The organism is Dyadobacter sp. OTU695, assembly GCF_038440355.1.
Classification (GTDB): Bacteria; Bacteroidota; Bacteroidia; order Cytophagales; family Spirosomataceae; genus Dyadobacter.
In genome coordinates this window covers 54,126-69,285 of sequence record NZ_JASATN010000017.1, presented here as the reverse complement: position 1 = coordinate 69,285, position 15,160 = coordinate 54,126, and the positions used below count along the sequence as shown (strand labels likewise).

At 48.7% G+C, this 15,160-nt stretch carries 15 protein-coding genes; 12 read left to right on the top strand and 3 right to left on the bottom strand.

The genetic code is table 11. The features are described 5' to 3' along the window. Positions 1-12: 12 nt before the first annotated feature. The 12 genes from AAHB90_RS25255 (at position 13) to AAHB90_RS25200 (ending at position 11,877) form a co-directional block, all read left to right on the top strand. Positions 13-513: a hypothetical protein gene (locus AAHB90_RS25255; RefSeq protein WP_342088009.1), complete on the top strand. Its 501-nt coding sequence runs from the start codon at positions 13-15 to the stop codon at positions 511-513. A 12-nt stretch (positions 514-525) separates the two neighbouring features. Further along, positions 526-3,807 carry a hypothetical protein gene (locus tag AAHB90_RS25250; protein WP_342088008.1) on the top strand — a complete coding sequence of 1,094 codons (3,282 nt, stop codon included), beginning with the start codon at positions 526-528 and terminating at the stop codon, positions 3,805-3,807. Continuing rightward, on the top strand, positions 3,807-3,956 hold the full coding sequence (locus AAHB90_RS25245) for a hypothetical protein (RefSeq protein WP_342088007.1): 150 nt from the start codon (positions 3,807-3,809) through the stop codon (positions 3,954-3,956). The genes AAHB90_RS25250 and AAHB90_RS25245 overlap by 1 nt, the downstream gene beginning before the upstream one ends. Further along, complete coding sequence (locus tag AAHB90_RS25240) at positions 3,953-4,219, top strand: hypothetical protein (RefSeq protein WP_342088006.1); 267 nt, start codon at positions 3,953-3,955, stop codon at positions 4,217-4,219. Before AAHB90_RS25245 ends, AAHB90_RS25240 begins: the two co-directional genes overlap by 4 nt. A gap of 37 nt (positions 4,220-4,256) precedes the next feature. After that, positions 4,257-7,046 carry a serine hydrolase domain-containing protein gene (locus AAHB90_RS25235; protein WP_342088005.1) on the top strand — a complete coding sequence of 930 codons (2,790 nt, stop codon included), beginning with the start codon at positions 4,257-4,259 and terminating at the stop codon, positions 7,044-7,046. A 162-nt stretch (positions 7,047-7,208) separates the two neighbouring features. After that, positions 7,209-7,622, top strand: a complete 414-nt coding sequence (locus tag AAHB90_RS25230; protein ID WP_342088004.1) for a hypothetical protein — start codon at positions 7,209-7,211, stop codon at positions 7,620-7,622. Between the two features lie 7 nt (positions 7,623-7,629). Beyond that, positions 7,630-7,950, top strand: a complete 321-nt coding sequence (locus tag AAHB90_RS25225) for a hypothetical protein (protein WP_342088003.1) — start codon at positions 7,630-7,632, stop codon at positions 7,948-7,950. Positions 7,951-8,220: 270 nt separating this feature from the next. Further along, positions 8,221-8,667: a M15 family metallopeptidase gene (locus tag AAHB90_RS25220; protein WP_342088002.1), complete on the top strand. Its 447-nt coding sequence runs from the start codon at positions 8,221-8,223 to the stop codon at positions 8,665-8,667. 10 nt (positions 8,668-8,677) lie between these two features. Further along, positions 8,678-9,442 (top strand): hypothetical protein, encoded by a 765-nt coding sequence (locus AAHB90_RS25215; protein ID WP_342088001.1) that lies wholly within the window; start codon positions 8,678-8,680, stop codon positions 9,440-9,442. Further along, positions 9,442-10,290, top strand: coding sequence for a hypothetical protein (locus AAHB90_RS25210; protein ID WP_342088000.1), 849 nt, complete (start codon positions 9,442-9,444; stop codon positions 10,288-10,290). The genes AAHB90_RS25215 and AAHB90_RS25210 overlap by 1 nt, the downstream gene beginning before the upstream one ends. Before the next feature lies 1 nt (position 10,291). Then, positions 10,292-11,506 (top strand): hypothetical protein, encoded by a 1,215-nt coding sequence (locus AAHB90_RS25205; protein ID WP_342087999.1) that lies wholly within the window; start codon positions 10,292-10,294, stop codon positions 11,504-11,506. Positions 11,507-11,631: 125 nt separating this feature from the next. Next, a complete protein-coding gene (locus AAHB90_RS25200; RefSeq protein WP_342087998.1) occupies positions 11,632-11,877 on the top strand; it encodes a hypothetical protein in 246 nt (81 codons plus the stop codon). 14 nt (positions 11,878-11,891) lie between these two features. On the opposite strand, the gene AAHB90_RS25195 is transcribed toward AAHB90_RS25200, so the two are convergent. From AAHB90_RS25195 to AAHB90_RS25185, 3 genes are all read right to left on the bottom strand, one after another. Next, positions 11,892-13,286: a tyrosine-type recombinase/integrase gene (locus AAHB90_RS25195; RefSeq protein WP_342087997.1), complete on the bottom strand. Its 1,395-nt coding sequence runs from the start codon at positions 13,284-13,286 to the stop codon at positions 11,892-11,894. Positions 13,287-13,564: 278 nt separating this feature from the next. After that, the gene (locus tag AAHB90_RS25190) at positions 13,565-14,332 is read right to left on the bottom strand and encodes a DUF72 domain-containing protein (protein ID WP_342087996.1); all 768 of its coding nucleotides are present in this window, start codon (positions 14,330-14,332) and stop codon (positions 13,565-13,567) included. Positions 14,333-14,350: 18 nt separating this feature from the next. Then, positions 14,351-15,022: a DUF6766 family protein gene (locus AAHB90_RS25185; RefSeq protein WP_342087995.1), complete on the bottom strand. Its 672-nt coding sequence runs from the start codon at positions 15,020-15,022 to the stop codon at positions 14,351-14,353. Positions 15,023-15,160 lie beyond the last annotated feature (138 nt).

Genomic DNA, 15,160 nt, shown 5'->3' with positions numbered 1-15,160 from the left:
ACTAAATCGATAATGAAGACCACTATTTCCATGAGCGAGTTGCTTGTGCTGAAATCTCAGTGTGAGGTAATCAGTTGCGAGGGGCTTTTCGGGTTCAACACTGATTTGAAAATATCCGCGCTTGGAGCCCGCGCGAGAAAGGCGATTGAATACACCATCGGCAAGGACCTGGACCGGATAGAAGGTAAGAAGAAACAGATTTTTGAAAGGCACCGGATCCCGTTCAATGGGAAACCCGAGACCGAGCAGGCCAACAGGGAATATAACCGGGCTGTTACTTCTGATCAGGAATATAAAGACCTGCTAGAAGAAGAACAGGATCTGTGGGCGAAGACTATGCCGGATTTCATCGTGACGCCGATAAAAGTCAAGGTTACTGATGAGCTGTCCGGCAAAGTGAAAGAGCGAACCAAGTCCATAACATGGCGCTCGATGAAGACCCACGTCGATGTTTACGGTGCAATCCTGAGCCTGGTCGATGAGGAAGAAGGATACTTTATTATCGAAGAATAAACAGATTTTTCAATGGCGAGCAGCAGCAACCAGCCGAATCAGCTACGGGACGTAAAGGTTTTCACTGAGAATCCTTGGGTGCGGGTAATACCGTTTCTCCCTGAGGTGGATATTACCGGGCCGGTAACCGCCGAAGTATGGGACAATAACGGGGTTAATATGCCGACCATTGTCCCTGTTGTCGACGTTGACGGCCAAACCGTTACCCTTAGTTTGACGGTCGAACAAAACAGGCTCCTGCCTGTCAAGGGAGCATATGTCAACCTTAAATTTGGAGACAGCTACGTCATTCAGCAAAAGCTTACACCTACCAAGATCGGGGCCATTCCCGAGGACGTGGTTGAAGAGTATGATACGCCCGGCCTGGGAGTTTTCCGGGTATCGTATTTCACTGACGTGACCAATGCGAAGCTCGCCGCGACCAGTGAGCGCCTGGCTTTGGAATATGCCGAGCGGGCGGAACGCGCAGCGGCGAGCGCCACGACGATGTACTACCAGTGGGGTACATGGAATGTGGCAACCGATACACCGGATTTACCAGCCAACCCGAATACATTGGTAGTGGATGGGAAATATCCTTATGTTGTTATTACCACACCTGGCAACCTGCCTATCAGCACGGTTCAGGACTACGTACTTGGGCAAGCGATTGATCAGGGGTTCCTATATGGGCAACCGTCAGGGAAATGGGCGTATGTATCTGCCGATTCAGCTGCTAACCAACAGTTTCAAAAGAACCACGTTAAGTTTCAGATCGGGCCATCAGAAAGTTTTGATATCACTCAGAACAACATAGATGCTACTGTTGAAATTGTAGCCACAGCAACCGTTTTTGATGAATTCTTTGGGTTTCGTGTTGTTCAGCCGACCACTATTACGGTTGCCAATAATCAGGTACTTGTACTTTCTGGTTCACCCAGCGCTTATACCTCTCCGGGATTACAAACCAAAGGTACAGGCGAAGAAATCTATTTGCGTGCCGTTACATTCAACTCCCTAAGTAATGTCCTGGATGGACTGGCAGAGATAGCATCTGTACAAAGCTTTGTCTGGAACCCGCGCTTTCCTTCGCTTCAATCCAGACTTTTCGAGAAAAATAACTCGCAGTTTGAAATCGGCCCTCCTGCTAACATTGTGATTACGGAAGGAGGTACTACCACTACGATTACCGTTTCGGGCGGCGTAACGGTGCGCGATGCGCTAAGTGGCTACCGAACCATTGCTAGCGGCCAGACCATTACAGTTGGTAACAATGAAACGGCGGTGCTCTCTGCTTCAAGCAGCAGCTATGTTGATCCACAGCTTTACAAGCGCGGTAACGGGGAGAGCCTTTATTTTTATAAGTTCTCGTTGCTTGCCCTGAATAGGCCTCTCAAAGGCTATGCCGTACTGGGCAATGTATCTAGCTTCAAGTGGACTACCAAGTGGGCGTTCATGACAGACAAGACCCCTGTAACTTCCCTGCAGACCCGCGCCACAACGCTGGAATCATTCCAGGCCCGCAGGCCGGAAGCGTACCTGGGGGAAAGGAGTAAAGTAAAAATTGGGACTATTGACGGCGGTACTACCTATAAGGTAGAGATACTTTCCAGTATGGCTATTAGGGATGAAAAGTCAGGATATTGGTCAATCCCTGCACAGTCAATCACCCTTACTAACAATCAAGTACTTTGCCTGGCACAAAATGCCTATCCTGCGGCATATGTACCCCCAGGGCTTGACACAAAGGGCACGGGCGGTACTATCAATTTGTACAAGTACAACCTAAACGATCTTTCGTCAAAGTATCCGGGAACTATCATTCTTGGTAATCTTGTGAGCGGCGTTTGGATAGGTCAGCACCCGTCTTTTATGGGAGACTACATTGACCGTATGACAGATTTGCAGGCGAAGGGCTTGGTACCTCAAATCACCAGCGCAATTAATGCACAGGCGCAAGAGTACCTAGCACCAATTGCAAAGCTGATGCGTGTGAAGGATCGGGATGTTGTAATAAGGTGGATCAATGGCTCGATCGATACGGATTTTTACTGTACTCAACGTCCTGACTGGCTTTATCGTTTCCCATGCACCAGCGATTATAGCTTCATTTCTCACGTAGCAGACGAGATTATGAAGCATTGGTCGATGCAGAAGCTTCGCCTTCCCGGCTCAATGCTGGAAGGCTATGGTGGCGCGACTCCTATGTTTACCGAATCCGCCACAACTGCAACGGACAAATACTATGATCCTGATTGGGATTTGGTTTATGCCTCTCCCCCGGCACAGACCGCACAGCGTATCCTGACCCGAAAACTGGAAGGGGCGGTCGTTTCACTTTCTTACCCATTCCCTAACGGCGAACAATCCAGTCATTTCATGCACCGAACTGGTAGCACGCACTCGGATGAGATACGCATTAAAATTGGGGATGGTTCATCAGGCAATAACGGAAAGATTCAGGTACTTGACGAAACGGACGACACATGGAAAGAGGCCAACGGACACTTGTGGAGTCAACAGGCATCCGCAACAGTGCATGCGGCATGGGGTACGGCCACGGGCTTGAAAGAGTCGATCGTTCAGAAACGGTTGAAGATGAGACGTACGCCTGGGCAAACGGTATTTCTGACTTACACGGTCACTCATACAACCGAGGACGGCAAACCTCTTTGCTATAACGGGGTTTCCTATTCTAGCAAGTTGTATCAGTGCATTTTTGTAAATGAATCCAAAGGCTCCCACGGCATCAATGAATTGAAAGCGTATACGTGGCGCAATGCCTATTGGAAAGAGCATTTGCTTTGGTACGGGGCAAACACGATCAACATGCTGGCGGTATATACAGCAAGTTTTGACCCGGTCGATTTCGGGCAGGTGTTTGTCGATTTCGTGAACGAGTTAAAGAGCAATGTATACACCCGGACAGAGGGCAGTTTCACGGAAACATTTTCGCCGAAAGTGATAATGACAGTAGATTTCTGTTCGCGGGCACAGCAGCCATTTAGCACGACCGACACGACTCCCTATAACGTCTTCACCGACTACGGAACGGCGTCATTACGGGATTTTATCGACATGATGGTGCAAATGGTTTCCGAGCAGTGTGAGATTCCTGTTTCCAATGCGTTCCCTGTGTTCCTTGAAATGCTCGACCGGTGGGCGTCCGCGACAGGAGATACCCGGTATCGAATCGCTCATCAATATTCCGGGGCGACAAGTAACAGCTTCACCACAGACACAACCCATAATAATGATTTGGGCAACCGGATTAAAATAGGCGCGCATTCAAGCTATGTAAATGCATTAAGATAATGGATACACTACAAGACAAGAAAACGCTCGAAGCTGTTTTGAAGCTTCACGAGCTGACGCTCGAAGACCCAAGTCTGCTTCCAGAACAGGTTAAGTGGTTGGAGGATGAAATCAAGCAAGTAAAAACCAAACTGAAAAAAGCCAAATGACCAACGAACTGATATTTACCTCGGAAAGCGGAAGACAGTATAGGCTTACACTGGCCGACGTATGGGTGAAGCTTTCATCCTGGATACAGGTGGTTGATATCACTGACGGGGAAGGCGCAGAGCCGCAGCACATCAACATCATCGATGAGGACCAGCGGGATTTCCGGGATGGTACCGGCTTTGATGAGTTCCTTGAAAGCAACCCAGCGATGGAGACGCTTCTTGCGGGTGCCCTGCAAAATGCCGCTGAGCAGTTACCATAGTACGAATACCATTTTCATCAACAACTAAAAATAATAAATGAAAAACCTGCTCATTGCGGTACTGCTGGCTTGCTGCCAGGCTGTCTCCGCGCAGTCGATTGATCAGATCATCGACTCGAAGATTAGAAGCGCTGAGGCACGGCAAAAAGCCTATGTTGACAGCCTGTTTAAAGTAAAGGCACCGGAAGAACCGAAACCAGAGGAACCGAAGTTAGACAGCTGCAAGCGCGGCCCGATACCTGAACGTATTTTCAACATCACTCAGAGCGGCGCTACCATTGTATTTGACGGGGATGGTGTATTCGGATGGAATTATTCTATCTACCAAGGAGAATTGAAGAAAGCGGGCGGCAATTCGGGCGATAAGGATCTGGAAAGCAATACCGTTCCGATCACATTCTCGCTCGAATCTGGCGACTATACTTTGAAGCTCACGGGTAAGACCTGTAAGAGCAAAGTGTATAGCAAGTCGTTTACGGTTCCAAGGCCGACCGGCGAGAATGGGAATCCGGGACAGCCGAACGGCCCGCCAGTCATCGATAAAGACGCCAAGTACGAATTCATATTGGGCACCACTGGCGGCGGGTTCGATCCTGACGCTAGGTACGGCATTAAGGAAGGTAGTCTGGAATCGGAGGATAAAGAAAGCTGGCTGGAAAGGATTAATGCATTTAAATACGATTGGGGGTGGGGGATTACCGGAATTGCGCTGTGGATTCATTGGGATGGATATGAGCCCCAAAAAGGCAAGTATCAGACAGAAGCGTTAAAAAGAACCATTCAATTTTGCCGAGAGCGCGGATTATCGCTGAGTATTGCCTTCCTAGCTAAGCGGAAGAGAAACGATGGATTCATCCGGGAGGAAGAAATCGTAAAATTCTCCAATGGTGAGCTTTACATGGAAGGCCCCAGGGATCAACCCAACGTCGGAGTTTGGGCGGGATATGGATGCGACCGGGTAAACAAGCTTATGGAGGGCGCTATCAAGGATATCGCCGCCACGCTAGCAACCTACGAAAAGGCAGGCTACATGAGCCTTTTCGGGGGGCATACAGGCGAGCTGGTAAACCATGTTAGTAACTTCAATGGTATATGGACTGCCGGGGATTTTTCGGATGACAACCTTTCGGAATTTAACGAGTTTGTTAAACGTCGTGGTCTCGCGAATCCTGGCCGCCCTCCAATGATAGAGGGGCCTGGTATTGATTGGCCTCACCCTGACTTTAATAACCCATTGGGGCTTGAATTTGCTAGGTTCCAGACCTACAACATAGCTAAACAATATACCTTCTTTGTTAAAGCGGTAAAGTCCGTTTCTAATCTTCCATGTATTTATCCTTACGCGGCGGCTTCAAACAGGCAACTCAGGTCAACGGCCAATGCACCAATCCGATATATCGCTGGGGCTGGCGATGGCGCGTATGGATCGGAAGGTGACGGGGTATCGGATTTTGTCGCAAAATTCAGATGCAACTCTGTCAATTTGGGTAATTTCCCCAATGGTATAAGCGCGGCAGAGGTCGATCCTAGTGATACAAGCCACGAAAGAGAAACGACCGGACGTGATCCGAGTTATGGGAAAGCCAATCCTGATTACAATGCTGTTAAACAGGCCTTGGAGCAATTGTATGCTCATGGTCTGCGTTTCGGGCATACCGCAATGGCCTTTTCGGTTCGGGAGATACTCAATTGGGGGCCAACGCTTAAAGACCTGCATGTAAGCTGGATAGGCAAACCATATCTGAGACCACAGATAGATGACTCCAATACCGTATCGGTCGAGGTTACTCAGAAAGTTCGTAACAGTCAGGACTTAATGGAGGGAATCAACCCTTACGAGAAGTACACCAAATACACACATAACGATTATTGGGGCGGTGTAAGCCCGGAGGTAGGTGACGGCGGCGGCCCGGCTCCGCAACCGTCAAAGGACTATTCGCCGGTTAAATCGATCCTGGAAGGCAATGCGGCCAAATACAATTGGAGCTACGTATTTGAACTGAAATCACCTACTGGCACGCTCTACTCGCTGCAAGTGGGGCAGTACAACAAGGATTCCAGGTTGAAGGTAATGTCGCACTCGAAGTTCACAACGGGTGTTATCATCTCCTACCTGATTGACAAAGGACTCCTCTCTCTGGATACTCGCGTTGGCGATGTGATCAAATCGTGGGATCTGCCAGATCGCGCCGGGATCACGATCCGGCAGATAATGGGCCACCTGTCTGGCATACCCGATAATACGGATAACGAAGGGAAGAAGTCACTCGAATTTTACGTCGATGAACTGGCTAAGAAACCCGGATTTACTAAGCCCGGTGAGAAATTTATCTATTCGACATCCTCTTATCAAGTGGTTGCTAGGATGGCCGAGATCGTCACTGGCAAAAAGTGGAAAGACCTATTCGAGGAAATCCTGCGCGCTCCCTGCGAAATGGGCAGCGCGCAGTACAATCCATATCAGGAAGGACCTCCGGCGCAAGATCCAGACAATCCGCTTGCTGGCTACGGCCTGATATGCTCGGAAAGCGAGTGGATGAACTTTATTTCCATGATCCGGGACGGTGGGGTTTTCAAAGGCCGACGCGTGCTATCCGAGAATGTTTTCAATATCCTGAAAACGAAATGCTCACCCGGTTGGAGCGATTGGTGTGTGGGCGTAATGTTCACAGATGGGCAGTATATCAGCGAGGCCGCATCTGGCGTCGGCACGTTCATCCTGCCATTCAAATACGCCGGGACGATCTTCACGCAATCCACTCATGCGGATACATATTGGCCGAATCGGTGGGTGCGAGATAAGGTACTGGAAATCTATCAGCAATAGCTATGAAAATCGATATACATAGGGTAGTCGCAGTATTCGCAGTTATGACACTGGTCGGGGCGGTTTTGTGGTGGATATCGTGGCGTAAGAGAGATACTGAGATCCTGACCAAAAAAAAGCTAATGGATAGTGTCAACCTACATGTTCAACAGGCCGAAAACCATGCAGACATCGCAAGAAAATATCTCGAAGAGGCTGAAAAATACGCGAAGGTGTACAATGATACTCTCATTGATTCTACTGAGCGCACCCGCCTGGGCGCAGAAATCTGGGCTAACGCCGTCCGAAAAGCAGACAGCATACGCAAACGCTCTCCTTGATAGTGCCTACCGGTACGAACTATTAAAGCCCACTTTTATCAGTTTAAGATCAGCCTATGAATACCAAGGAAAGGAAGTCTCAGAATTACGAAACGCATTGCGGTTGTCAGGCTTGCAGATTGAGCTGCAAAAACAAAGTCTTGATGCCGCGCGCCGCCAGGAAAGCAAAGTTGCAAAAACCCGTTTCTGGAAAGGTTTCCGGATAGGTTTGAGTATCGGCGTGGCTGGTGGTTTATTGATAGGCTTGAAAATTTGAATAGCTCATGGAAGAATTATTTAAACGGTTAGGAGTCCCCCCGGAAATGTGGATTGTGTCATTTTTTTCCGCAACGCTATTTACGCTGTACCGGATCTATGAAACCGAAGTCGCGCCCTCGAAGAGGAAGGTTATCTCGATGCTGATCATGGGTTTGGTAAGCGCCTTGATTGTTCCGGGTGTTGTCCTGCATTGGCTCGGTGTAACAAATCCGTCGATCGCCGCGATGATCACAGGTACAGTAGTTTACAGCTTCGAACAAGTGATACACGCGTTCCGTGGGAAGCTTCTCAAAAAAATTGACAACGAAAATGGAAATCCTGCTTAATGTGGTGACGATAGCAGTTTGCTTGTTCATCCTGGTACTGACACTTGTTTCACATAAGACGCTTAACAGGCGCAGAACCGATACCCTAGGGCGGAAGCTTTACAGGTATCTGGTTGTTTTGTTCTGCGCTGCTGGCATTTGGTACGGGCCTCAGGCTGCAACTTTCATATTCCTTTTTGCTGCGCTGCTTACTGAGCGCCTGATTGTGTATAAGGGATGCCGCGCGAAAAAGGATTGGCTCGGGAGATTACTTTTTAAAATCGGGTGGTAATGAAAACACAGGCGCAGCTGATTGCCAAATTTGGCGATCCGTATAAAGACAGGCTCGGCTTTGAAAGGAAGTGGATGAAGCTTTGGATTGTTCCGGCAGACATCCGCGAAGCAATCCCGGCGATGCCCGCGAAAATCTATCTGAACAAGCTCATTCAGGTGCCGCTGGAAAGAACCCTACGGGAACTGATTGAACTCGGCCTGCACGTCGAAATCGTGAGTTGTGACGGTGTATTCAATATCAGAACGAAACGCGGCAGCTCTGGAATATCTCTGCATTCGTGGGGTATCGCCATAGATTTGAACGCCGCGCTCAATCCGTTCCGCGGAAAGGTTACCTGGTCCGCGGAATTCTTACAGGTGTGGCGAGATATCGGGTGGATATGCGGGGCTGATTGGTCAGCAGCGTCAAAGGACGGCATGCACTTTCAATGGGAAAACTTTTAATTAATCGACGATGAACAACTTACCACGCAACATGCGCCGGCATACGGTATTCCGGGATAATCCGTATACGCATACTGTTGTTTTCCCTGATAGCTACCCGCTACCGGCAACGGATAAGATCAAGATGCAGGTAAGGCGCGACAGAAGTATCATTGTCGGCATCGATCCAGAAATCTCAGTTACCGGAAAACGGGTTACGTACACATACAGCCCAGCGTTACTCGCAAAATTACCGCAGATTGTTGATCAGTATTTGGTTTTGGATGGCGACACGATCTTAGGCGGGCAACTCGGGGTATTGATTGGGTACGGCGAGCAAGAGGAATCAGAAACGCACGTGACGATAGCTGACGGCGAGGTAACCGTGGTTGAGGTAATGGGCTTAGAACTTGTTGAGGCGCAAGTCGATATTGCTACTCAAAAAGCTGCGCAAACCGCTGAGGATGCTGTGCAGACTGCCGGCGACCGGGCGGCTACTGCGGCAGATCGGATTCAGACCGGTCAGGATGCAAATACAGCAACGGAAAAGGCGGGAGAGGCTGCAAATAGCGCATCGATCGCCGTCGATGCTATGAACGTCGCCATTGAGAATTCGCCAGAGCGAATTGACGTCGCGACATACGCAGCAGCAGTGCCGTACTTCTCAGGATCCCGGGCGAGAGAAATTTACGTAGCGGCCGACGAAGCATATTATGAAGGCGAAGATTCGTGGTACAGGTATGTTCCGGGCAAGGGGGAAGCATTGTTAGGTATGGACTTTAACTACAAAGCGTAATGGCACTAAATACGAATGATAGGCAAATTGCCGGGGTTCTAGATGACGGCACCAATGAAGGCGTTATAAGGGCCAAGATCGTAACCGGCGATTTGGTGAAAATCCCAATGGCGTCGCTCGACTACTCAACAGTTTTGTCAGGCACCGGTGCGGCGATCACTGATCTTTACAATATTTTTACCAATGGCGATGGTACCGGGCAGATTGTGAATATGTCTACTGTTGCTGGACTTACTAACGGGTGCGCTTTAAGGACTACGATTTTCGGCCGCGTCGTTGGTATCCGGTACCGACGAAACTCGCAAACCCCTCCCTTCTCTGTCTGGATTGATGGTGTGCCGCGTGATATTCCAACTATCAGCCTTGCGCCTCGATTCACTAACGTTGCAGGTCCCGCTGATCGCGAAGGACTTTTTATTATTGCCGATGACCTACCCGACACGGCGCACAGCGTTGAAGTGATACTATTTCCCGATGCAACTGTGGCGAAAACTCTAATACTTTACGGTTTTTTGGGCGAGGCGCGCGCGGGGTATGCACCGGCTACCCGTCTTGATGTGGCGTTTGCGCAGGGAGTGCTTACAAATGTTTCGGCACCTATTTCTTTTTCAGCCAGTGTTCGCGGGTTTAAATCAGTCTTTTACCAAAACACTGATCTAGCGAATCCGCACCGGGTAACTTTGAGAAACAACAGCCTTGTCGTGTGGTCTGAAATGATACCAGCGGATAAAACAATAAGGGTCGTGGTATCTGAAATAGGCACGGCGCTAAGCGGTAATAGCACGACTTGGAGCCATTTTGCCGACGCCGGATCAGTTATTAATTATTCATGTTTTGGAAACGGATAAAATGAGAAAGCAACAAACTAATCCCGCTCGAAAAAACATCTATCCCATTTTAGCGATAGGTCACAGCCAATCCGATCCGCGCGCCATTTACGGCGTGTCGCCAGGGCGAATGTGGTATTCGCTTTTGTCTGAACAATTGAACCGGTTGGGCGCGTTGACTTTTCCGCGAGTATTCGCTATTTCAGGGCAAACCGCAGCGCAGTTCTTGGGCCGATCGGATGTATTTTTTATGTACGAAAGACCTGCAATAATTTGTATTGACGGCGATGTGAATGGACCGGCCGACACGGAAACAGGGACGGCGCAGGCGGGTGCATCCAACACAATAACTCTTCGCGCTGCGGCAACAACAGTATTGAACTCGTTTGTGGGTAGCGTTATTTCCATTACGTCAGGAACAGGATCCGGGCAAAGCAAAACGATCACCGGGTATTCAGGAACAGGCCAGATTGCGACAGTAGATAGCAATTGGTCGGTAAACCCGAACAACACATCAGTATATTCGATCGCCGCACCTACCCAGGCTGCAATGCAGGCTACTCAGCAAGCGCTTATTAAAGTTGCTAAATATGCGGTTGTAGGGTATGGCGCGGGTCTCGGCCTGGGAGTTTCGCTTTGGAATCAATCTCAACTACCAGCAAACGGCTTCCCTGGGCAGCGGTTTGTGATCATGCAGGACAATCATACAAGTTCGGGAGCGGCCAAAACATTGTCGACGCAGCACGATAATGTGGCCGGGAATAACTCGGCAAGTCCTATCCAATCTGTTTGGGAATATCGAAATCCGCAGGCCGGTGTATCTGGCTGGGCTCGGGTTGCTGTCAACACAACGCCTGTATTCTCTGAGGGTGTTTCCAAGGTAGTGATCTCGGGCAGCAATTACCTGAATTATTCAACCGGTGGCGACAACTGGAATCCAAACACGTTAGGCGGGAATCAGTACGCTCCTTATGTTTCGGTTCGAGCGGCAAGTCAGGCGGCCGCAGCGGCAGAGGGGGTCGTTTACTGCGATGACTACGATTACTATGCAAAACTTATTTGGGGAGGTATTTACGAAGGGCAAACAGTTTCCGTTGAGACGACGCAAGGGTCAAACTCCTGGCATTATACAGCTGGTAATCAACATCACAATCAGTACGGCCATGAAGTGAAGTCTCGGGCGATGCTTTTCAAGATAATGAGCCAATCGGGATGGGTCTCCGATTTGAGCAAATAGCCATTCGATTTAGTTCAGGTGTTGTACATAAAAAAGGGGCTTATGGCCCCTGATTTATAGAATTTGGTTTTGATAGTATCTGAATTATTGATACTATTGGAGTCAAATTTAACTTCATCATCACTATGGAAAAAGACTTTGGACATCATGGCCCACACATTGTTCAAATTCGCCGGTTTACTCCGGAGAACACGGATTATTGGGAGAACGTTGCCGGCATCAATGAGCAGACCAACGAGCTGATCATGGCAAAGCCGGAGGATAGGCTGACGATGACGGAGGCCACGGCACTACTTAGAAAGCTGAACCCGACCGGATTTGCTGCGATCTACCGCGTGGTTCATTGGCATTGGCCTGAACAGCGGGCGTAATTTTGAGCCAGGGTTTACGAATCCTGGCTTTCTTGTTTCTTTGATTTTGGGATAAGGGCGCTCATGTATTCCATTGCCTCTTCTACTTCAAATGCCCCGAAATATTGCTCGGTGGTTTTAACCGATGAGTGGGTCATTGCTCCGGAAATGAACGCCATCGGCGCGCCAGACCTGAGCAGGGTAGTAGCAAAAGAGTGCCGCGCCTCGTACGTGCGCAATTTCGCTTCGAATCCAAGTGCGTCAGCTATCTTCGCCAAGTGTTTATTTGTTCTCCAAATAACTTGTTTTACGGTCCTCATTTGCCGGTCGAGTGTCATGCTGTCATCCAGAAACGGAAACAGGTAGGCCGACGGGTTTTTGTCCTCGTTGCCCCATCGATCAATTATAGCCAATGATTCTGGTAAAAGTGGCACGCGGGTTGTTTTTACATTTTGGCGATTCGAATCTTTGGTCTTTTCCCGGATAAATTCCAGGTGCGCGCCGCCCAATTTGATACTCGATCGTCTCAGGTGGCAAATATCCATGAAGTTCATTCCATTACAGAGGTAGGAGAACACCCAGAGGTCGCGGGCCATTTCTTGCGACTCAGATTTACATTCGAAGTGGAAGATCGCCGATATCGCATCTTGGTTGAGTGCCTTCTTTGTATTCCTCGCTGCCGGAATGATGTATCCTCGTTTCCCAAATGGGTACAAATCGCGATCAAGAATGCCCGCCTCAATGGCTTCATTGAATACAGTTCTTGCATTGCGCAGATTCATTGAAATGGTAGTGATGGAGGCGGGTGTTTCCGGCTTATCTTTGGCCTTCGGAGCCTTGCCAAACCTTAGCATCCATTTTTCGTAGTCCCGCAGGAAAGCTTTGGTAACTATATGCATTGGAACTTTCGGTGCCTTCGCATTTGTGATCTTTTTATAGATCGCAAATCGCTCAAAGCTTCGCGCCGCAGTTTTGGAAATATTTCCGCTCGATATGTCTCCTTGTTCAGTGAACCTTGATGCCCTGTCCCTCAGTGCCTCTAAAAGGTCAGTCGAGTAAACGATCTTTTCTTCTGGCTGGTAGCTCCCGATTACAGTTTGGGCAAACAGGTCGAAGCTGAAAAACGCGTCCAACTTTGCAAGGGATTTCCGGGCTCGCTCGGTTATGGAATCTTTTTTTATTCCAGACGGTTCGTCGATATATTCAGTGCCGTAAACCTGGTTCCACAAGTTTCTAAGGCTATCATCCTTGATCCGGCCTGAAAGTCCGTTCTTGTTTGTTTTTAGGAAGTCCACCTGACCATCTGTTAGTACAAGTCCAGAGGCGTAAAGGCGCTGTTTTCCCTCGAAATAGACGGACCATTTAACCTGATACCGGCCTTCGGGCATGTTTCGTTTGTCAAAATAAATTGAGAAGGAAGGTCTTTTCATATAATGCGACACTATCAATGAAACTAACAGTGTAAATATAGTCATTCAAACACTACTGAAAACTAACAGGAGTTAAACAAATAGTGCAATTGATTGATATGCAGTGATATTGGTCAATAGAAATAAGCAGAAATATTGCCAAAATTAATCACTTTGACGCCTTCTAAGCAGTAGGTCTTGTGTTCGAATCACAACGGGATCACTTGAAAATCAAGCACTTGCGAATCTTTCGTGAGTGCTTTTTTATGCAATATTCAATCGCTCAGCCGAGTAGAGAATCAGCCCCCATTACCCTCAAACCGTTCTTCTACGAATTTTTCGAGCGTTCTTAGATTTTCCAGTGCCGATCCCATCGTATTGTTGAAATAGACATAAACAGTCTTTCCCTCATTGATCCAATCGGAGATATAACCGGCGTATTCGAAAAGCAGACCTTGATCGTAGCTTCCCTTGTAATTTCCTCCCGGCCCGTGAAAGCGCAGATAGAGGTACGGGGCGTCCAACATGGGTTGGGGCGACACACTGCCCGACTTGTCATGAAATACCATGGCAGCACCATGTGCATTCAGTAGTTCGTAGGTCTGCTCGTTATACCAGGAAGCATCCCTGAATTCGACTGCTATCGGCCAACGGCGTTGGTTGGTTTTATGTATAACGGATAGCAATGTTTCGACTTTCCCGAACATTACCCGCTTGACTGAGGCCGGAAACTGCACAAGAATGCACCCTTGTTTGTCGTGGGCTCCTTCGATAACCTCGAAGAATTTTTCAAGATCAGACTCCGCGAATTGAAGCAACTTACTGTGGGTAATCTGCTTCCACAATTTGAATGTAAACCGGAAATGGTCGTCCGTGGAATTGCTCCACTGCGCCACTGTGGATGCTTTCGGGAGTTTGTAGAAAATAGAATTGATTTCGATAGAGTTAAAAAGCGCGCCGTAAATGCGCAGCCGGCTCCATCCTTCGTAAGCAGGCGGATAGGCCTGGCTGTTTTTGTAGGGCAGCACTAAGCCACTGGTTCCAAGGTATAATTGCTGATTTGTCATATCCCAGGTGAAACGGATCTATTTGCCGGTTTCCATGTGGGGCGCATCCACGGGTTTTGACTCCGGGGAGCCTTTTTGTCTCAGGAAAATAGACAATACCACAATGGATGCCACGGACAAAAATTCACTTTGCCAGTTTTGAAAAGTTTCGAACCAGAAGTCCGGCTCTCCCAGAAATGCGACTAAGTCCTTCTGCGGTTGCCCATGGAGCGCTTGTTCTTCATTAAAATCGATAAAGCTGCCGTAAAGGTGACCAAGCCAACTGAGCAGGAACATCAAAACAAAAGCGATGGAAAGGGAATGTTCGTAAACACGCAGCCGCCACCCGCCGCGTTTCACCGGTCCGGGCGCGTCCTTCCTGCCAGGGTCTGGTTCCCGGTCGACCTCCTCCGGTTTGACGAGGTCTTTGGACTCCGCCGACCCGATTTGCCGAAGTGAAATAGTCAGAATGACGTAAAGCGCCATTTGGAGGAACTCGCTTTGGAAGTTCTCGAATGTCGCGGAGAAAAAGTGACCGCTGGTAAGGTATTGCCCTAATCCGAGCGTCGAACTACCGAGTTCTTCCAACTCCTGATTGTGCTGTTTCCATCCAAAAAAAACCTGCGCCACCAGCGCCATCAGAAATAGTGATATGAAGACGATAGACAGGCTATTGCGATAAAAAAAGTGGTCGGTTTTGTTTGTTTGCATGGCTGATCCGGGTTGGAAATCGCCTGATATCCATACGAAAACCGTGCCATAGAAATTCGGTCGCGTTACGGAAAAGGCGCCGCGCCTGGATGATTTTGATACGAATTATCATATCATTTACCGCTACATAATTAGATC